Here is a 21,000-nt window from a genome sequence, read left to right on the forward strand (position 1 = left end):
CGTCACGGTGTCGACGGTGTCATTCACCGTCACGGTGGCGGTGTCGTCCACGTTGAGGTTTTCGAACTCGTCGCCACCGCTTTGCACACTGGCGTTGACGGTAATGCTTTCACCGTCGATATAAACATCGTCGCCCTGAACAGCGAACTCCGTCGAGGTCGCCGTGGTCATGCCGACACCAAAGGTCAGCGTGGCGCCGTTATCCAGCGCAATCACGAGCGGCTCGTCGGTCGGGGCGCTGCTCAGCGTGCCGCTGAGTGTGGCGGTGCCGGTGCCTTCATTAACCGTGACGTTGTTCAGCGTCAGGGTGGTCTCGGTGTCGTTGTCGGTGACCGTCGTGGTGACGTTGGTGTCGCCGGCCACCTCCAGGTTCTCGAGCGCGCCGGGGTGCCGGCATTCGCTTCGCTGGCAGTGGCGATGCTGTTGGTGATCGCGTCCGTGACGTAGGCGTCATCGGCCGGCGCGTCAACGGTGATCTCGCCCGCACTGCTGTTGGCCGCAATGGTGATGACTTCCCCATTGGCCAGGGTCACGGTGATGGCGTTATTCGTCGTGACCGGAGCGCCGTTGGCGTCGGTCAGGGTCGCGGTGTAGGTGATCTGGCCGCCTTCGGCGACAGAGGCCGTTGCCGTCAGACCCACGTCACGGTGTCGACGGTGTCATTCACCGTCACGGTGGCGGTGTCGTCCACGTTGAGGTTTTCGAACTCGTCGCCACCGCTTTGCACACTGGCGTTGACGGTAATGCTTTCACCGTCGATATAAACATCGTCGCCCTGAACAGCGAACTCCGTCGAGGTCGCCGTGGTCATGCCGACACCAAAGGTCAGCGTGGCGCCGTTATCCAGCGCAATCACGAGCGGCTCGTCGGTCGGGGCGCTGCTCAGCGTGCCGCTGAGTGTGGCGGTGCCGGTGCCTTCATTAACCGTGACGTTGTTCAGCGTCAGGGTGGTCTCGGTGTCGTTGTCGGTGACCGTCGTGGTGACGTTGGTGTCGCCGGCCACCTCCAGGTTCTCGAGCGCGCCGGGGGTGCCGGCATTCGCTTCGCTGGCAGTGGCGATGCTGTTGGTGATCGCGTCCGTGACGTAGGCGTCATCGGCCGGCGCGTCAACGGTGATCTCGCCCGCACTGCTGTTGGCCGCAATGGTGATGACTTCCCCATTGGCCAGGGTCACGGTGATGGCGTTATTCGTCGTGACCGGAGCGCCGTTGGCGTCGGTCAGGGTCGCGGTGTAGGTGATCTGGCCGCCTTCGGCGACAGAGGCCGTTGCCGTCAGACCCACGTCACGGTGTCGACGGTGTCATTCACCGTCACGGTGGCGGTGTCGTCCACGTTGAGGTTTTCGAACTCGTCGCCACCGCTTTGCACACTGGCGTTGACGGTAATGCTTTCACCGTCGATATAAACATCGTCGCCCTGAACAGCGAACTCCGTCGAGGTCGCCGTGGTCATGCCGACACCAAAGGTCAGCGTGGCGCCGTTATCCAGCGCAATCACGAGCGGCTCGTCGGTCGGGGCGCTGCTCAGCGTGCCGCTGAGTGTGGCGGTGCCGGTGCCTTCATTAACCGTGACGTTGTTCAGCGTCAGGGTGGTCTCGGTGTCGTTGTCGGTGACCGTCGTGGTGACGTTGGTGTCGCCGGCCACCTCCAGGTTCTCGAGCGCGCCGGGGGTGCCGGCATTCGCTTCGCTGGCAGTGGCGATGCTGTTGGTGATCGCGTCCGTGACGTAGGCGTCATCGGCCGGCGCGTCAACGGTGATCTCGCCCGCACTGCTGTTGGCCGCAATGGTGATGACTTCCCCATTGGCCAGGGTCACGGTGATGGCGTTATTCGTCGTGACCGGAGCGCCGTTGGCGTCGGTCAGGGTCGCGGTGTAGGTGATCTGGCCGCCTTCGGCGACAGAGGCCGTTGCCGTCAGACCCACGGTCACGGTGTCGACGGTGTCATTCACCGTCACGGTGGCGGTGTCGTCCACGTTGAGGTTTTCGAACTCGTCGCCACCGCTTTGCACACTGGCGTTGACGGTAATGCTTTCACCGTCGATATAAACATCGTCGCCCTGAACAGCGAACTCCGTCGAGGTCGCCGTGGTCATGCCGACACCAAAGGTCAGCGTGGCGCCGTTATCCAGCGCAATCACGAGCGGCTCGTCGGTCGGGGCGCTGCTCAGCGTGCCGCTGAGTGTGGCGGTGCCGGTGCCTTCATTAACCGTGACGTTGTTCAGCGTCAGGGTGGTCTCGGTGTCGTTGTCGGTGACCGTCGTGGTGACGTTGGTGTCGCCGGCCACCTCCAGGTTCTCGAGCGCGCCGGGGGTGCCGGCATTCGCTTCGCTGGCAGTGGCGATGCTGTTGGTGATCGCGTCCGTGACGTAGGCGTCATCGGCCGGCGCGTCAACGGTGATCTCGCCCGCACTGCTGTTGGCCGCAATGGTGATGACTTCCCCATTGGCCAGGGTCACGGTGATGGCGTTATTCGTCGTGACCGGAGCGCCGTTGGCGTCGGTCAGGGTCGCGGTGTAGGTGATCTGGCCGCCTTCGGCGACAGAGGCCGTTGCCGTCAGACCCACGGTCACGGTGTCGACGGTGTCATTCACCGTCACGGTGGCGGTGTCGTCCACGTTGAGGTTTTCGAACTCGTCGCCACCGCTTTGCACACTGGCGTTGACGGTAATGCTTTCACCGTCGATATAAACATCGTCGCCCTGAACAGCGAACTCCGTCGAGGTCGCCGTGGTCATGCCGACACCAAAGGTCAGCGTGGCGCCGTTATCCAGCGCAATCACGAGCGGCTCGTCGGTCGGGGCGCTGCTCAGCGTGCCGCTGAGTGTGGCGGTGCCGGTGCCTTCATTAACCGTGACGTTGTTCAGCGTCAGGGTGGTCTCGGTGTCGTTGTCGGTGACCGTCGTGGTGACGTTGGTGTCGCCGGCCACCTCCAGGTTCTCGAGCGCGCCGGGGGTGCCGGCATTCGCTTCGCTGGCAGTGGCGATGCTGTTGGTGATCGCGTCCGTGACGTAGGCGTCATCGGCCGGCGCGTCAACGGTGATCTCGCCCGCACTGCTGTTGGCCGCAATGGTGATGACTTCCCCATTGGCCAGGGTCACGGTGATGGCGTTATTCGTCGTGACCGGAGCGCCGTTGGCGTCGGTCAGGGTCGCGGTGTAGGTGATCTGGCCGCCTTCGGCGACAGAGGCCGTTGCCGTCAGACCCACGGTCACGGTGTCGACGGTGTCATTCACCGTCACGGTGGCGGTGTCGTCCACGTTGAGGTTTTCGAACTCGTCGCCACCGCTTTGCACACTGGCGTTGACGGTAATGCTTTCACCGTCGATATAAACATCGTCGCCCTGAACAGCGAACTCCGTCGAGGTCGCCGTGGTCATGCCGACACCAAAGGTCAGCGTGGCGCCGTTATCCAGCGCAATCACGAGCGGCTCGTCGGTCGGGGCGCTGCTCAGCGTGCCGCTGAGTGTGGCGGTGCCGGTGCCTTCATTAACCGTGACGTTGTTCAGCGTCAGGGTGGTCTCGGTGTCGTTGTCGGTGACCGTCGTGGTGACGTTGGTGTCGCCGGCCACCTCCAGGTTCTCGAGCGCGCCGGGGGTGCCGGCATTCGCTTCGCTGGCAGTGGCGATGCTGTTGGTGATCGCGTCCGTGACGTAGGCGTCATCGGCCGGCGCGTCAACGGTGATCTCGCCCGCACTGCTGTTGGCCGCAATGGTGATGACTTCCCCATTGGCCAGGGTCACGGTGATGGCGTTATTCGTCGTGACCGGAGCGCCGTTGGCGTCGGTCAGGGTCGCGGTGTAGGTGATCTGGCCGCCTTCGGCGACAGAGGCCGTTGCCGTCAGACCCACGGTCACGGTGTCGACGGTGTCATTCACCGTCACGGTGGCGGTGTCGTCCACGTTGAGGTTTTCGAACTCGTCGCCACCGCTTTGCACACTGGCGTTGACGGTAATGCTTTCACCGTCGATATAAACATCGTCGCCCTGAACAGCGAACTCCGTCGAGGTCGCCGTGGTCATGCCGACACCAAAGGTCAGCGTGGCGCCGTTATCCAGCGCAATCACGAGCGGCTCGTCGGTCGGGGCGCTGCTCAGCGTGCCGCTGAGTGTGGCGGTGCCGGTGCCTTCATTAACCGTGACGTTGTTCAGCGTCAGGGTGGTCTCGGTGTCGTTGTCGGTGACCGTCGTGGTGACGTTGGTGTCGCCGGCCACCTCCAGGTTCTCGAGCGCGCCGGGGGTGCCGGCATTCGCTTCGCTGGCAGTGGCGATGCTGTTGGTGATCGCGTCCGTGACGTAGGCGTCATCGGCCGGCGCGTCAACGGTGATCTCGCCCGCACTGCTGTTGGCCGCAATGGTGATGACTTCCCCATTGGCCAGGGTCACGGTGATGGCGTTATTCGTCGTGACCGGAGCGCCGTTGGCGTCGGTCAGGGTCGCGGTGTAGGTGATCTGGCCGCCTTCGGCGACAGAGGCCGTTGCCGTCAGACCCACGTCACGGTGTCGACGGTGTCATTCACCGTCACGGTGGCGGTGTCGTCCACGTTGAGGTTTTCGAACTCGTCGCCACCGCTTTGCACACTGGCGTTGACGGTAATGCTTTCACCGTCGATATAAACATCGTCGCCCTGAACAGCGAACTCCGTCGAGGTCGCCGTGGTCATGCCGACACCAAAGGTCAGCGTGGCGCCGTTATCCAGCGCAATCACGAGCGGCTCGTCGGTCGGGGCGCTGCTCAGCGTGCCGCTGAGTGTGGCGGTGCCGGTGCCTTCATTAACCGTGACGTTGTTCAGCGTCAGGGTGGTCTCGGTGTCGTTGTCGGTGACCGTCGTGGTGACGTTGGTGTCGCCGGCCACCTCCAGGTTCTCGAGCGCGCCGGGGGTGCCGGCATTCGCTTCGCTGGCAGTGGCGATGCTGTTGGTGATCGCGTCCGTGACGTAGGCGTCATCGGCCGGCGCGTCAACGGTGATCTCGCCCGCACTGCTGTTGGCCGCAATGGTGATGACTTCCCCATTGGCCAGGGTCACGGTGATGGCGTTATTCGTCGTGACCGGAGCGCCGTTGGCGTCGGTCAGGGTCGCGGTGTAGGTGATCTGGCCGCCTTCGGCGACAGAGGCCGTTGCCGTCAGACCCACGGTCACGGTGTCGACGGTGTCATTCACCGTCACGGTGGCGGTGTCGTCCACGTTGAGGTTTTCGAACTCGTCGCCACCGCTTTGCACACTGGCGTTGACGGTAATGCTTTCACCGTCGATATAAACATCGTCGCCCTGAACAGCGAACTCCGTCGAGGTCGCCGTGGTCATGCCGACACCAAAGGTCAGCGTGGCGCCGTTATCCAGCGCAATCACGAGCGGCTCGTCGGTCGGGGCGCTGCTCAGCGTGCCGCTGAGTGTGGCGGTGCCGGTGCCTTCATTAACCGTGACGTTGTTCAGCGTCAGGGTGGTCTCGGTGTCGTTGTCGGTGACCGTCGTGGTGACGTTGGTGTCGCCGGCCACCTCCAGGTTCTCGAGCGCGCCGGGGGTGCCGGCATTCGCTTCGCTGGCAGTGGCGATGCTGTTGGTGATCGCGTCCGTGACGTAGGCGTCATCGGCCGGCGCGTCAACGGTGATCTCGCCCGCACTGCTGTTGGCCGCAATGGTGATGACTTCCCCATTGGCCAGGGTCACGGTGATGGCGTTATTCGTCGTGACCGGAGCGCCGTTGGCGTCGGTCAGGGTCGCGGTGTAGGTGATCTGGCCGCCTTCGGCGACAGAGGCCGTTGCCGTCAGACCCACAGTCACGGTGTCGACGGTGTCATTCACCGTCACGGTGGCGGTGTCGTCCACGTTGAGGTTTTCGAACTCGTCGCCACCGCTTTGCACACTGGCGTTGACGGTAATGCTTTCACCGTCGATATAAACATCGTCGCCCTGAACAGCGAACTCCGTCGAGGTCGCCGTGGTCATGCCGACACCAAAGGTCAGCGTGGCGCCGTTATCCAGCGCAATCACGAGCGGCTCGTCGGTCGGGGCGCTGCTCAGCGTGCCGCTGAGTGTGGCGGTGCCGGTGCCTTCATTAACCGTGACGTTGTTCAGCGTCAGGGTGGTCTCGGTGTCGTTGTCGGTGACCGTCGTGGTGACGTTGGTGTCGCCGGCCACCTCCAGGTTCTCGAGCGCGCCGGGGGTGCCGGCATTCGCTTCGCTGGCAGTGGCGATGCTGTTGGTGATCGCGTCCGTGACGTAGGCGTCATCGGCCGGCGCGTCAACGGTGATCTCGCCCGCACTGCTGTTGGCCGCAATGGTGATGACTTCCCCATTGGCCAGGGTCACGGTGATGGCGTTATTCGTCGTGACCGGAGCGCCGTTGGCGTCGGTCAGGGTCGCGGTGTAGGTGATCTGGCCGCCTTCGGCGACAGAGGCCGTTGCCGTCAGACCCACGGTCACGGTGTCGACGGTGTCATTCACCGTCACGGTGGCGGTGTCGTCCACGTTGAGGTTTTCGAACTCGTCGCCACCGCTTTGCACACTGGCGTTGACGGTAATGCTTTCACCGTCGATATAAACATCGTCGCCCTGAACAGCGAACTCCGTCGAGGTCGCCGTGGTCATGCCGACACCAAAGGTCAGCGTGGCGCCGTTATCCAGCGCAATCACGAGCGGCTCGTCGGTCGGGGCGCTGCTCAGCGTGCCGCTGAGTGTGGCGGTGCCGGTGCCTTCATTAACCGTGACGTTGTTCAGCGTCAGGGTGGTGACGTCGCTATCATCGACCGTGGTCACCGTAGCGGTGCTAGTCGTGTCGAGGGCTTCGTAGTTGCCACCGTCAGTGTCAGTGATGCTGAGGGTCTGGCTCTCATCGCCTTGCTGGAAGACGTCGTCGCCACGGCTGGCGAACGTGACGCTGCCTTCGGTGGTATTAGCAGCAATGACGATTTCTTCGCCGTTGGAGAGTGTGATCGTCAGGTCGGTGGCCGGGGCGTTGTTCACACGGGCGGTGACGGTGATGTCGTTGCCTTCGGTGACGGTTTCCGGCGCGTCTAGGGTGATGGTGGTGACGTCGTTGTCGTCGACCGTGCTCACCGTGACAGTGCTGCTAGTATCCAGGGCATCGTAGTTGCCGCCGTCCGCACCGGTGATGCTGAGGGTCTGGCTCTGCTCACCTTGCTGGTAGACGTCGTCGACACGGCTGGCGAACGTGACGCTGCCTTCGGTGGTATTAGCGGCAATGACGATTTCTTCGCCGTTGGAGAGTGTGATCGTCAGGTCGGTGGCCGGGGCGTTGTCCACGCGAGCGGTGACGGTGATGTCGTCGCCTTCGGTGACTTGCGCGGGGGCCTCTGGGGTGACAGTAGCCTCTAAGTCGGCATCTGCATCGGCGTCCGCATCGGCGTCGGCGTCGGCGTCCGCATCAGCATCGGCGTCTGCATCGGCGTCTGCATCCGCGTCGGCGTCTGCATCGGCGTCTGCATCGGCGTCTGCATCCGCGTCGGCGTCTGCATCGGCATCTGCGTCTGAATCGGCATCGGCATCGGCATCGGCATCGGCATCGGCATCGGCATCGGCGTCGGCATCGGCGTCGGCATCTGCGTCTGAATCGGCATCAGCATCAGCATCGGCATCGGCATCGGCATCGGCATCGGCATCGGCATCGGCATCGGCATCGGCATCTGCGTCTGCGTCTGAATCGGCGTCTGCGTCGGCATCGGCATCAGCGTCGGCATCTGCATCAGCATCGGCATCGGCATCGGCATCTGCGTCTGCGTCTGAATCGGCGTCTGCGTCGGCATCGGCATCAGCGTCGGCATCGGCATCAGCGTCTGCGTCTGCGTCTGAATCGGCATCAGCATCTGCATCAGCGTCCGCATCAGCATCAGCATCAGCGTCCGCATCAGCGTCCGCATCCGCGTCTGCGTCAGCATCAGCATCAGCATCTGAATCGGCATCAGCATCAGCGTCGGCGTCGGCGTCCGCATCGGCGTCCGCATCGGCGTCGGCATCGGCATCGGCATCGGCATCGGCATCAGCATCAGCATCGGCGTCGGCGTCGGCGTCTGCATCAGCATCAGCATCGGCATCGGCATCGGCATCAGCATCAGCATCAGCATCGGCGTCCGCATCGGCATCCGCGTCGGCGTCGGCGTCCGCATCGGCGTCAGCATCAGCGTCTGCATCGGCATCAGCATCGGCGTCCGCATCCGCATCGGCGTCCGCATCCGCATCCGCATCGGCGTCCGCATCAGCATCGGCGTCCGCATCAGCATCAGCATCAGCATCAGCATCAGCATCAGCATCAGCATCGGCATCCGCGTCGGCATCGGCATCGGCATCGGCATCGGCATCGGCATCGGCATCGGCATCAGCGTCCGCATCGGCGTCCGCATCCGCATCCGCATCGGCGTCCGCATCAGCATCAGCATCAGCATCCGCATCCGCGTCGGCATCGGCGTCCGCATCGGCATCGGCATCGGCATCGGCGTCCGCATCGGCATCCGCATCTGCATCCGCGTCCGCATCTGAATCGGAGTCGGCATCCGCATCTGAATCGGCGTCAGCATCCGCATCCGCATCAGCATCAGCATCTGAATCGGCGTCAGCATCCGCATCGGCGTCAGCGTCAGCGTCGCCATCCGCATCCGCATCTGCATCTGCGTCGGCATCAGCATCTGAATCGGCATCTGCATCTGCATCTGCGTCCGCATCCGCATCTGAATCGGCATCGGCATCGGCATCGGCATCTGCGTCTGAATCGGCGTCTGCGTCGGCATCGGCATCAGCGTCGGCATCTGCATCAGCATCGGCATCGGCATCTGCGTCGGCGTCTGCGTCTGAATCGGCGTCTGCGTCGGCATCGGCATCAGCGTCGGCATCGGCATCAGCGTCTGCGTCTGCGTCTGAATCGGCATCAGCATCTGCATCAGCGTCCGCATCAGCATCAGCATCGGCATCAGCATCAGCATCAGCGTCCGCATCAGCGTCCGCATCCGCGTCTGCGTCAGCGTCTGCATCGGCGTCAGCGTCAGCGTCAGCGTCGGCGTCGGCGTCGGCGTCGGCATCCGCATCCGCGTCGGAATCGGCATCGGCATCGGCGTCGGCGTCAGCATCGGCGTCTGCATCAGCGTCTGCGTCTGAATCGGCATCAGCATCTGCATCAGCGTCCGCATCAGCATCGGCGTCTGCGTCTGCGTCGGCATCTGCGTCGGCGTCCGCATCGGCGTCTGCATCCGCGTCGGCGTCGGCATCCGCATCTGCGTCGGCATCGGCATCGGCATCAGCATCGGCATCGGCATCTGCGTCGGCGTCGGCGTCAGCATCAGCATCGGCGTCTGCGTCTGAATCGGCGTCTGCGTCTGCGTCGGCATCTGCATCAGCGTCCGCATCAGCATCAGCATCGGCGTCCGCATCGGCATCTGCATCCGCATCGGCATCCGCGTCTGCGTCGGCGTCCGCATCCGCATCAGCATCGGCGTCTGCATCAGCATCGGCATCGGCATCGGCATCTGCGTCGGCATCCGCATCTGCGTCCGCATCCGCATCTGCGTCGGCATCAGCGTCTGAATCAGCATCAGCATCAGCATCAGCGTCTGCATCGGCGTCTGCATCAGCATCGGCGTCGGCGTCCGCATCAGCATCGGCGTCTGCATCGGCATCAGCATCGGCGTCGGCGTCGGCGTCCGCATCAGCATCGGCGTCTGCATCAGCATCGGCGTCGGCGTCGGCGTCGGCGTCCGCATCAGCGTCCGCATCAGCGTCCGCATCGGCATCGGCGTCGGCGTCGGCGTCGGCGTCGGCATCAGCATCGGCGTCCGCATCGGCATCGGCATCGGCATCGGCGTCTGCATCGGCGTCGGCGTCCGCATCAGCATCTGAATCCGCATCAGCGTCAGTATCATCTAGACCTGCCGCTGCAACGGCTAAGCCGCCACCATCAAACTCAACGAACTCGGCCCCTTCAAGGCCTCCTTCAGTGCTAAAACTAAGCGGGTCGGTTTCTTCAGCAATACGGGCAAGGCGCACAAAGCTGTTACCGCCGCCACCACCGCCGCCAGCGCCGCCGGCTGCGGTAGCATCCAGCAGATCAAGCAGGTCGCCATCCTCATCATCAAGAGCGGCGAGCAGTGCTTCTAAATCGTCATCTTGGGCGCTGGCATCGGTGGCTACAATCGCGTCAAAATCAAGCTCGGGAGTAACAGCAACTTCTTGGCCGCCCTCGACAACGTTAACGCCTGTTCCGTCGGCAAAGTCTAGTTCTACGCGACCATCCGCAGACGTGATGATCGTTTCACCCTCTTGAAGAACATCGCCAATGCGTAGTTCACGCAGGTTGCCGTCTTCATCACGTGCCCATGCCTGACCTGAAATCGCGATAACTGTTGCCATGTGCTGTATCCCACCCGCTGCTTCATTAAAGAGTTCGCCGCTTTAGTACGAGCCAATGAAAGTAAAATTTCATTAACGGCATTTTGCAGCAAGGCTAGTCTTGATGAAGGCAAATTCATATTGTACCGGTGGACAGTACGAACATAGCGATAGGAAGGAGCTGATGGACACTGAAAACTATAATGGTCTTTTAATACTCAACAGAGCGTTCCACCATGGCTTTATTCTGTTCATCAGCCAGATTGATGGCCTCGCAGGCTTTTACAAGACCGGCCATCATATTAAGTGCGCCCGAATCATTATGAAGGTGACAGCGTTGGCAAAATTCGTGCGCACGTGCAGCCAATGCAACGTAGTTAGCAGCCATGGTTGGTGAATTAAATTCAGACCAGCCTTGCTGAATATCAGTGCTTTCCCACTGACCGCTGATTACCTCAAGCACTTCCGCATGTAGCTTTGCTGATAGTGGCCAGTGTGCTCCCATCGTGTCGTATACCCAGCCCTGCCAGTCTAGTAGAAGCATATGATTGCCTATAACTGCCACGCGGGCGCTACTCGGATTTTGCACCGTCAGAGATTTGGGAAGCCTTTCCATCTCAACAATCATAAGTGGCCATAACTGCATGAAGTGCTCAACTTGAAAGCGTTGATTATCTTCTTGGGTCAGGTATGCAAAATGCGAGGCCTTAATTTTCCTCATGCGTTCAGGTAATGAGGCAAACGTTGCCGCGTATTGGGTGACGACCTTGTTCGACAAAGGGACATGACGCAAGCATTGACGCAGCTCATTCATCCAAGGTTTACGCTCTTCCGAATTTTTCCATTGGGGAGGCTTGTCCCCCAGCTCTAACAGCACAAAAGAGCACCAAGACAAACGACCATTGGCTCGCAAAACAGGCACAGTAGGAATGACACCATAGCAATAGCCACTTACTTCACTCAAAAGCGCGATTTCATGAAGCGCTTCATTTTCTCGAGCAGAGACATAGCACTTGAGCAATACATAGAGAGGGGAGCCATTGCTGTCAGTATCACGAACCAACACGTGTGCTATAGCCCGTCCATAAAGTAGGCGGCACTGAATAATTTCGGGGTCGCGGTGACAATAGTTACACTCACCCAGCCATGGCAATAGCCACAGTTTGAGCGTCGCTTGTTCAAAGCGTTGTACAAAATCTGAGATTGAAAAGAGAGAGACCTGTTGGGAGCGAGGCAAAAGCAGCATATTAATCTGCTGAAAATACTTGATGATGCCCAAGAAATTTACCAACCCATTGACGCTGGCCGCCATTAATTGGCGCATTCCTAGCAGCAGTATGAAGAGTGTCAAAAGTGGGCGCATTGTCCCATTGAGGTAATCCAGGACAATGATTAAAAACCCCAAGGCAAAGCTGACATTGATGACTGTCAGAACGTTGCCTTGCAGCGTATCCTGAATTTTCTGCACCCTTTCAAAGCGATAGTAAAAGCCAACGATCATCACCAATCCCAGCACACAGGAAACTGCCAATAGCGCTAACAGAGGGTGTAGAAAAGCGATCACAAGACAGAAGAGTACGGCAATGACCGTTGATGAGAGGGCTCCTATCACAACACCTAGTACACGCTTGCCAAGTAATCGGTGGTTGGCAACCAATCGGGTTTTATTCAAATGCCCCAGAATTGTGGCAGAAAGATGGGCAATGGCTTTTTTAACTAGCCATTGAAGAAAGGCATAGGCGCAAAAACAGAGTACTGCCAATACTATTAATACCGCTATCTTATTACCGTGGTTATTCACCGCGGGAACCCAACCATCTATGCGACTGCGCCCGGTTATCAACACTTGAAGCAATTGCCAGGGTAGTACCAAGCTTGCCAACAACATGATTTGACTTGCCACCTGCATCAACAGGATAGCCAATACACGCCAGCGAAACGGCCATAACACCGCACGCACCAGCGCCGCCATCAGGTCACGAACTTGATCCCCGTGGACCTCTCCCCTCTCATTGCGAGCCGTCTGGTTGCTCATCGATCAATCTTTGGTTCAATAAGTTGCATAAACACACGTAACTCGTCCGGTTGATCGGCTATCGGCATATACGTTGAAACGGCATGATGCAAAGCGGATAAAATGACCCCATTGTGACGCAGGCTACGCTGTTCAGCCTCCGCCCAACCATACACTGGCCATTGTTCATGATGGGCCAGCGCCGCCCCGGCCTCATTTAGTGAAGTGAAAAGTAACGGCAGAAACGCACTGCCATAAAATTCGCTCACTGCCACTACCTGGCTACCATCATGATAGCGCTTATCTTGAAGCTCCTTCGGGATGGAGCTATCTTCTTTTGAATCAAGCAGATAAAACAATCGCTGCCAAAATGGCGCTGCGCCGTAGCTTGCTTGCATCACCTCTTCAAGCGCCTCAACAGTAGCAGGCAAGGCATACCCCTCTTGCGCATCCCCTCTCAATAATGATTCCGACCAACGGGCCAATCCTTCATACACCCAACCTTGCTTGAACATCATGTGCGCATTTTGATATAAATGAAAAAGCTCATGGGCAGGGGTTAAGTTTCCTGCTGCATTCACTTGACCACCTAGGGCCATGCGAATATGGCAATCAGGCACAGTCGGACTGCGTACAACTTCATCATAAGCTTGTCCGCCACGTGATTGGTCAGCACGTAATATCACCATAATGAAGTCTGCACGCTGATAGCGGGGCATGAGCAAAGGTGGCGCAAGCTCCAATACTTCGCGATAGATTACATCGGCGGCTTTAAGCTGTACTTCCAAGTCATCAAGTCTTGTGGCGCTCAGCGTCCCTCCTTGATCAACGGCCTCGATAAAGAAGTGAACGCTATCTAAATAATCGGCATGATCCGGCTCATTTGCCAGTACATCAAGCGGTGTATCGCGCTGCAGGTAATAACATTCTCCCGCCTCTGAATGCGGCTGAGCAACCACTGGCGTTAGCCAGCCCATCATTGCGCAAAGAATTAGCAGAGCAACCCAGCCCCGCTGGAATGATGATAGGTGTTTAATCATGAGGTGGCTGTGAAAAAAGCGTGTGCAGCCCGGTGCTATGGGATGCCTTAGCAAGTACGCTATCGTGCGACATTAGATGGTCAGGCAGTGCTGACTCAAGAGCGTTGACATCCGCGAAGTGAAACACTCCAGAGGCTTCTCCACCCAATAGCGGCGCCAACGCTTGGCAATGTTGGCCACAGAGCAGAATTTTCCTAACCGATAGCGCAGCAAGAATAGGTGCGAGTTCCTGATGCAGGCTCTCTGCCTCTGACCCAAGCTCAAGCATATCGCCAATGATTAACAGCTTCTTACCTACATCCACAGGGAGTGCGGAGAAAGCCTCCAGCGCCATACGCATCGATAAAGGATTGGCGTTATACGTTTCATCGTACAGGGTGATTGGCATCCCCTGGCAGTCTATGGCCCGCACCTCGCCTCGCCCTGCCACCGCTTGAAAAGATGTCAGGCGGGATATAATGATGTCTAAAGGTAGGTGTTCGTGCCTGGCCACGGCTAATACCGCCATGGCATTCAGCAGCATATGACGCCCAGCAGCAGCCATGCTGAGTTCATATGCAGTGCCATCAAACATAATGCGCCCGCTATTCCCTGCAAACTCCAGCATGCGTATGTCTGCGTCAGGGTGTTCACCAAAACTAATCACCTGTAGGTGATAGCGCCTCGCCTGCTCAGCCAGGTAAGTATACTGAGGCATATCGCGATAGAGAATAGCGACCCCATTGGGAGGCATACTCTGAAAGATAAGCGCTTTCTTGCGGGCAATTTCGTCCAGCGAGCGGTGATACACCAGATGCGATGCCGCAATATTAGTAATAATGGCGACGTCTGGGCGAGCAAGATCCGTATTGCGAGCCATGGAACCGATGGCCATTTCAACCACCCAGTAGCGTGCTTCTTGCGGCATAGTCGCAATGTTCCAGGCAATACCAATCGGCAGGTTGGCACTGCCTTGCGTTTGCCCTACTGCACCGGTGTAGCTTAGTACATGAGCCAGCATCGCCACTGCCGTTGTTTTACCAGCACTACCGGTAATGCCGACAACGCGACCAGCATAACAACGTCGTTGCCACTGCCCTATGGCCAGCGTCGCTGCACGCACATCGGGAACTTGCAACACGGGCACGCCGATATCACGATACGCCTCGCTATCATCGCAAAGCACTGCGGAAGCGCCTTTGCTCACCAGAGATTTCACCGCGGCAAATGGCAAAAAACCTTTATCCATTTCCTTGCCCCGAGCGACAACCACCTGCCCCGGCTGAAAAGATTTTGGCCAGCAGCATAGCCCTTTTGCCAGCCACTCATTAGGCGGCACTGATGCCCATACTCCTCCGGTTGCTGAGGCGATGGCCTTGGCGTCCAGCCGATCCCCTACTCGCGGCTTTACACTGGCATAGCTTGCCTCACGCAGCATCTGCTGGTACGCCACCAGCCCCGATAAGTAGTGCTCTACATCGTCTATCCTTACGCGAAAGCTGTGATGACGAATAAAAAAGCCATCCACGATAGTCGCCGGCGCCTTAAAGTACATAGCAACTTCCGGCCAGAAAAAACCATTCAGAAGATAGTTCGCTCTGGCATGCAGTGCACGGTAAAACGCATTGACATCAAAACCGTTCAGCACATCGGTCAAACCTGGGCGTGTCTCCAGCTTGAGTAACGTTTTATGAAACGCCATCGACAGCTCAAGCAACGTTGGAAACGTAGTGGCCCGCTTGTGAATAAAATCGACATAGCCCGCTATATTGCGTACTGCAAACGCAAAATATTTACGTTCGGGACGATATGCCACCAACTCATTTGAGCAATACGCAAGCCAATGGTCGTGGGCGTTTTCGTGTCCATTAGCAATGAAGTAGTCAAACGCTTTGACCACACACTCCAGCCAACGACTATCGCGGGTATGATCGTAAAGCCGCATTAGGGCAAAGGCGGCTTCGCCATCGTAATAAATGATCCGCGCCTTTTCCTTAACCGATAAATCCTCAGCATTGAGCACATGCACAAAGCTACCATCGGTCTCCTGCATTCTCGAAATACCTAATGCCAGTGCATCCGCCAGACCAGCATAACGATCGTCCCCCGTGACCTGGTGATACTTCACCAATGCAAGAATGGCGACCGCGTTGGCTCCCAGTTTGATAATGTCGCCTGCATCCACCACATAGGCCGCGCCTTGGCGATGGATTACGAACTGGGAACATAAGCCCGAAAGCGCGCTGGCAATCTGCTGGCGTAATACACCGAGCTCCTCGTTACTTAAAAGCCCTTGTTCCGCACAGGCTTCATAACCTTCCAACAAGGCATAAGTACTACTAGCGTGGCGTAATGAATTATAAGTGTTAATGCGGCGGTCAAAACAGGGAAAATAGCCATACACATAGCGGCCATCTTCGTTCACCTGATTACCTAAAAAGCGAGTGGAGCGCGCGATTAGCTCCCCAGTGGATACCGCTGTTAGAGGTGGGACTTTTCGCCTGCCCCAGCATCTCGGCTGAGTATCCAGAGCATGCACGCTAACATTTTCGCCACTAACATCTACAAACACGCCGGTAGTCGAAAAGCTCCACACCGGCATATCATCGGCAAAGTCTGGCATCTGGCTTGAACCATGACGCGCTTTTATATACCGCTCTAGATGAGCTTGGTTGACGTCGGCATGTGCAACCTGATTCCCTGCGTACAAACAGGCATTAGCGTTAAGTTCCATCTCCGTTAGCAAGAGTCGAGGAAGTTTCTTGCCAACATAGGCTAAGCCGCTACGAAAATAGTTGCGCTTATAGCGTTTGATTTCTTGCTTTAGCGCCAGCCAATGCCACTCGCGCACCGCAAAAGGCCACTCTAACCGACACCACACCAAAGGATGCGGGAACTTTCGCTCAAGTCGTTCCAATGCCTCTTTCAACGTGGGGAGTAACGCGGCCCAGTTGCCTGCCTGCAAGCTGCTCACATCAAGCTGCACAGAGGCGACTTGTGCGCGCTCATAGCCATCGCTTGCCGAGATCAGTATTAGCTGAGCAAACTCTGCTGGCTGTGCATGCTTGTTTAACCACATAGGCATCACCGTTTCGCCAATGCCATCCAACGCATGCGCAAGGTCAACCGCCTGTATAGCTTTCCCAGCGCCTTGCTTACTTTGTAGAAGTGGGCCAAGCAGTGAAGAGCTTTTATTATCGGGCATTCAATTGCTCAAAAATATGGGCTAATGCAAAAGCCCGAAGTTTAGCGAATACGTATAAAACCTTTCGAAACACTGCTCACACTCAGACATATCAATTAGAGCCGTTCTGAAAAGCGCTCAGCAACAGGTGCTAACTTGAGTATTAACTGCAGGCGATCACGAACGGATAGCTTCTTAAATATGGCGCTTAGATGGGCTTTTACCGTACGCTCAGTGATGTCTAACTGGCGAGCGACTTCTTTGTTGGTTGCCCCGCGGGCAACCGCTAGCGCCACCCCCCGCTCGCGCTCCGTGAGCAAGTTCAAATATTCACTGTGCTGATGCCCTTCACCGTTCTGGCGGTTTTGCAGTGCCTTAAATGTTCCGCCCATCACTTTCGCAAGCAGCTCTTGCCCCACCCAAACCCCTTGATTGGTAACCACAAGGGCCACTTGGATAAGTACATCGGGTGCCGCCAGTGTGTGCACGTATCCGCGCGCTCCAAGGTCAAGCGCCTTCAGGGCCTCACGATCATTAGGCGCATAGCTGAGCAACACCACAACCGCCTTTTTTGCGATTACCGCCGGAATCAACTCATCCCAGTTTTCGACCATCGTTGTCAGCCATACCACATCACCCGACTGCACCTGATCCAACACTTTATTCGGCGTGGTGGCTACACTTTTAGGAAAAGCACTTTCCCAGCGAGCCTTCAGGCTACCATCCGTTGTTACAAACCAATGTTTCATTAGCGCTCCCCCATGGAATCTCGCCACGCCCTTAAAACAGGTTTTAGTAAGAACTGCATGACCGTTCTTTTTCCTGTCACAATATCTACCTGTGCTGTCATCCCTGGAATCACCTGAAGGCGCTCAGCAATACTTTCATCTTGCAAACTGCGAACACGAACCAAATAAAACGTATTGCCATCATCATCAGTAATCGTATCTGCGCTGATGTGATCAAGCTCAGCCTGCAAGCCACCGTAAATGGCATAGTCATAGGCAGTGAGTTTGATCGTCGCTGGCTGCCCCGGGTGAAGGAAAGCAATATCCTGGGGAGCAATGCGTGCCTCAACGAGTAGCTGGTCATCGCTGGGCACAATATCCAACACTTCTTGGCCTGGCTGGAGTACTCCGCCAATCGTATTGATATGAATACGCTGAATCACACCATCGACAGGTGAGCGTATTTCGGTAAGTCGCACTCTATCTTGAAGACCAGTGCCTGACTGCTGAAGTGCATTTAAGTCTCCTAACGTCTGAGCAAGCTCATTTCGCCACTCACTTCTACGTTCGGCACCTAGCTCAAGTAACTGCCCCTCCGCTTCTTCCACTCCCGCTTCCAGACGTGAAACAGCAGCGGCAGCTTGATTGCGCTCACCAGTGGCACGCGACACTTCACGCTGTAAGCGCAATACCTCAACTTCTGAAACAGCACCTGAGGCGAGTAGTGGGCGAGTTAAGTTAAGCTCTTGCCCTGCCATACTTGCTTCACGCTGGGCAGTATCACGACGTGCCTGCGCTTCCCGAAGTTCTTCTCGACGTTGCCGAATACGATCGTTGAGCACGTTTTCTTGTTCGCGTAGCTCTTCGCGGCGGCTTTCATACACTTCTCGTTCCTGCATCACGATACTAGGCACTTCTTGACGCAGCTCTTCAGAAGGCTCAAATGCAGTTCCAGCAGCTAACGCCCGCAGCCGTTCTGCGCGTGCTTCAAGTGCAAAACGCTGAGCACGGTTTTCGCGAAAATCAGAAACGAACCGCGTTGGGTCAATTTGCATTAACACTTCGCCAGCACTGACCACCTGCCCTTCCCGTACCATGATCTGCTCTATCACACCGCCGTCAAACGACTGAATGCGCTGCAATTGGCTTGCCGGAATAACGCGCCCCGCGCCACGGGTTACTTCGTCGATGGCAGCAACCGATGCCCAAACCACCAGCACAATGATGGTTAATAAAACAGTGTAGAGAAATAGCCGCGCACGAATGGGTTCTTGCTGCATACGCGCCCAGTCAGTATCACTCGCCCAATCACGACTGAGGTGCGCAGATGTGACACGGCGAGCAAAGAGTCGATCCATAAAAGGGCGAAATGGCTTCTGCCCTTTCTCAGAAAATCGGCCAATGGCCTCAAAGCCTTTTTGCTCACTCGTGGAGGTGGTTTTTTTCGCCATTATGACGCCCTCCCGATCTGGCCTTTGCGCAATGCCTCAACTACCGTATCGCGCGGACCATCCGCCACCACTTTCCCAGCATCCATCACAATGATGCGATCCACGAGGGATAGCAGCGATGTACGATGAGTGACAACGAGGATGGTTTTCCCTGGCGCGACATTCGTTAGGTTGGCTTTAAACGCTTCCTCACTGGCGTTGTCCATTGAACTGGTTGGCTCATCAAGCAGTAATATTGGTGGGTCTTGCACCACAGCCCTTGCAATGGCTACCGCTTGCTTTTGCCCGCCTGAAAGCGCCTGTCCTCGCTCACCCACCTCAAGATCAACGCCTTTGGGATGGCTATTAACCAATGATTCTAGACCCGCAATTTCGATCGCTCTGAGTAGCGCCTCGTCATCAACCCGGTCGTTTCCACCACCAGCGACAATATTATCCCGCAGCGTGCCAGCAAACAGGCTGACATCCTGAGGTACATAGCCAATATGACGACGAAGCTGGAGGGGATCTAGCTGACGAATATCAACGCCATCCACCAGCACCGCGCCGGATATGGGCTGATAAAAACCAAGTACCAGCTTATTCAGCGATGATTTTCCACAGCCAATACGGCCGAGCAACGCGACTTTTTCACCGGCTTTGATAGAAATCGAGACATCACGCAATGCCTCTCTTTCTTCATTGGGATAGCGCAAGGTGACTTTCTCTAAGCGGATGCTGCCGGTAAAACTGGGCTTTTCTACGTAAGCCTTGCCTTCATGGCGTTCCACGCTCTTGGCCATCACGCCATTTAAAGATTCCAGGGCAGTTGAGGACTGATGATATTGAGCCAGTAAAGCAGCCGCTTGGCTAACAGGCGCCATCGCTCGAGAAGAAAGCATATAGGCAGCAATCAACCCACCTTGGGTCAAGTTGCCTTCAATAATTTGATAGACCCCGATGATAATGACGCACACAGCTACGCTGTGCTGAGCCCACTGAGCAACGCTTGAAACCGAGGAGCTTACCATTTTGAGCTGAGCCCCGGTTCTGGATAGAAAAGCAGATGCTTTTTCCCAGTGTCGCTGAATACGGCTTTCCGCTCGCAACGCCTTAACGTTTTCTAATTGGGAAACAGACTCCACTAATAAGGCGTTACGTTGAGCACCCACCTCCCAAGTCGTTTGTGAAAGCTCATGCAGCTTGCCTTGTGCTGCAAGGGCATATAAAAGCACGAAAACAATCCCTATGAGCACTGGCAAGACAAGCCAGGGGTTGATCAGTGCAATGATGGCCGCAAAAAGCAGTACAAAGGGCAAATCCACTATGCCAAGAATGGTTGCAGAGCCGATAAACGCCCGCACCGATTCAAACGATTGAAGCGTTGAGGTAAACGAACCTGTTGACGCTGGCCGCTCCTCTAAGCGCAACCCCAACGTTTTCGCCATAATAGACGATGAGAGTTTTACGTCTGCCCGACTGGCTGCTAAATCAACAAAGCTGCTACGCATTAAGCGTAACGCTAGGTCAAAGCACAGTACGATAAAAATACCGATTGCCAGCACCCAGAGTGTTTCAGTGGCCTGGTTGGGTACGACACGGTCATAAACGTTCAGCACAAATAGCGGCATCGCCAGCGCGAACAAATTGATCGCGACTGAACCTAAAACGATGTCGCGATAAAGACGACGATTTTCACGAATAACGCCCCAAAACCAGTGCTGGTCACCGCGTTTTTTAACACCCGGTTCGGAGGCACTATCAACTCGAAATTTTGGACGCACATAGATGGCTTCACCGCTGTAACCAGCGTGAAGTTCTTCTAGTGATACTTCCGTGTCAGCTTCTGACAACTCAGGAAAAATCACTTTTGCTTTTTGCTGCTTGAGATCCAACCCAAGCAACACACAAGCACGCCCCGGCTCCAGCAATAAAATTGCGGGAAATAGGGCAGGATTTAGTCCCGAAAGCTTACTTTTCACAATATGCGCAGTAAGCCCTGCTCGCGAGGCGGCTCGCCCAAAGACAGAAGGAATTAACTTCCCTTGCTCTAAAGGCAGGCCCGCTTTTAAGGCCTCTGATGACACTTCGTGCTGATAATATGAAGCAACTGCCTTTAAACACTCCAGTAACTCATCGTGTTTTTCCTGATCACTGCCGTGGTCAGTCCGAGATACTTCCAGCTTACGTTGCGTCACTGAGGCCTCGTCATCCTAATGAATTGGTCGGAAAAATCATTCACTGAAGTTTCACCAGTGGGCATGCCCACAATGCGGCGACCTAATGGCCGCCGC

Annotated in this window: 10 protein-coding genes and 1 pseudogene; all 11 read right to left on the reverse strand. The window is 57.0% G+C overall.

The features are described 5' to 3' along the window. Positions 1-75: 75 nt before the first annotated feature. A pseudogene (locus REH51_RS03135) lies at positions 76-363 on the reverse strand (immunoglobulin-like domain-containing protein); the annotation flags it as partial. Continuing rightward, positions 303-641: an immunoglobulin-like domain-containing protein gene (locus tag REH51_RS03140; RefSeq protein WP_498936832.1), complete on the reverse strand. Its 339-nt coding sequence runs from the start codon at positions 639-641 to the stop codon at positions 303-305. The pseudogene REH51_RS03135 and the gene REH51_RS03140, both read right to left, overlap by 61 nt. After that, entirely contained in the window at positions 632-1,282 is a 651-nt protein-coding gene (locus REH51_RS03145; RefSeq protein WP_498936826.1) for an immunoglobulin-like domain-containing protein, read from the reverse strand. Before REH51_RS03145 ends, REH51_RS03140 begins: the two co-directional genes overlap by 10 nt. Beyond that, complete coding sequence (locus REH51_RS03150) at positions 1,273-4,491, reverse strand: beta strand repeat-containing protein (protein ID WP_498936834.1); 3,219 nt, start codon at positions 4,489-4,491, stop codon at positions 1,273-1,275. Before REH51_RS03150 ends, REH51_RS03145 begins: the two co-directional genes overlap by 10 nt. Further along, on the reverse strand, positions 4,482-10,352 hold the full coding sequence (locus REH51_RS03155; protein ID WP_498936836.1) for an immunoglobulin-like domain-containing protein: 5,871 nt from the start codon (positions 10,350-10,352) through the stop codon (positions 4,482-4,484). Before REH51_RS03155 ends, REH51_RS03150 begins: the two co-directional genes overlap by 10 nt. Positions 10,353-10,542: 190 nt before the next feature. Then, positions 10,543-12,366, reverse strand: a complete 1,824-nt coding sequence (locus REH51_RS03160; RefSeq protein WP_498936838.1) for an ABC transporter ATP-binding protein — start codon at positions 12,364-12,366, stop codon at positions 10,543-10,545. Further along, positions 12,363-13,385: a hypothetical protein gene (locus REH51_RS03165; protein ID WP_009721719.1), complete on the reverse strand. Its 1,023-nt coding sequence runs from the start codon at positions 13,383-13,385 to the stop codon at positions 12,363-12,365. The genes REH51_RS03160 and REH51_RS03165 overlap by 4 nt, the downstream gene beginning before the upstream one ends. Beyond that, entirely contained in the window at positions 13,378-16,569 is a 3,192-nt protein-coding gene (locus REH51_RS03170; RefSeq protein ID WP_009721718.1) for a UDP-N-acetylmuramoyl-tripeptide--D-alanyl-D-alanine ligase, read from the reverse strand. The genes REH51_RS03165 and REH51_RS03170 overlap by 8 nt, the downstream gene beginning before the upstream one ends. Positions 16,570-16,664: 95 nt before the next feature. Further along, entirely contained in the window at positions 16,665-17,297 is a 633-nt protein-coding gene (locus REH51_RS03175; RefSeq protein ID WP_009721717.1) for a response regulator transcription factor, read from the reverse strand. After that, positions 17,297-18,727 carry an HlyD family type I secretion periplasmic adaptor subunit gene (locus REH51_RS03180; RefSeq protein ID WP_009721716.1) on the reverse strand — a complete coding sequence of 477 codons (1,431 nt, stop codon included), beginning with the start codon at positions 18,725-18,727 and terminating at the stop codon, positions 17,297-17,299. The genes REH51_RS03175 and REH51_RS03180 overlap by 1 nt, the downstream gene beginning before the upstream one ends. Beyond that, on the reverse strand, positions 18,727-20,904 hold the full coding sequence (locus REH51_RS03185; protein WP_009721715.1) for a type I secretion system permease/ATPase: 2,178 nt from the start codon (positions 20,902-20,904) through the stop codon (positions 18,727-18,729). The genes REH51_RS03180 and REH51_RS03185 overlap by 1 nt, the downstream gene beginning before the upstream one ends. Positions 20,905-21,000: the final 96 nt, after the last annotated feature.

It is taken from the genome of Halomonas bluephagenesis (genome assembly GCF_054790765.1).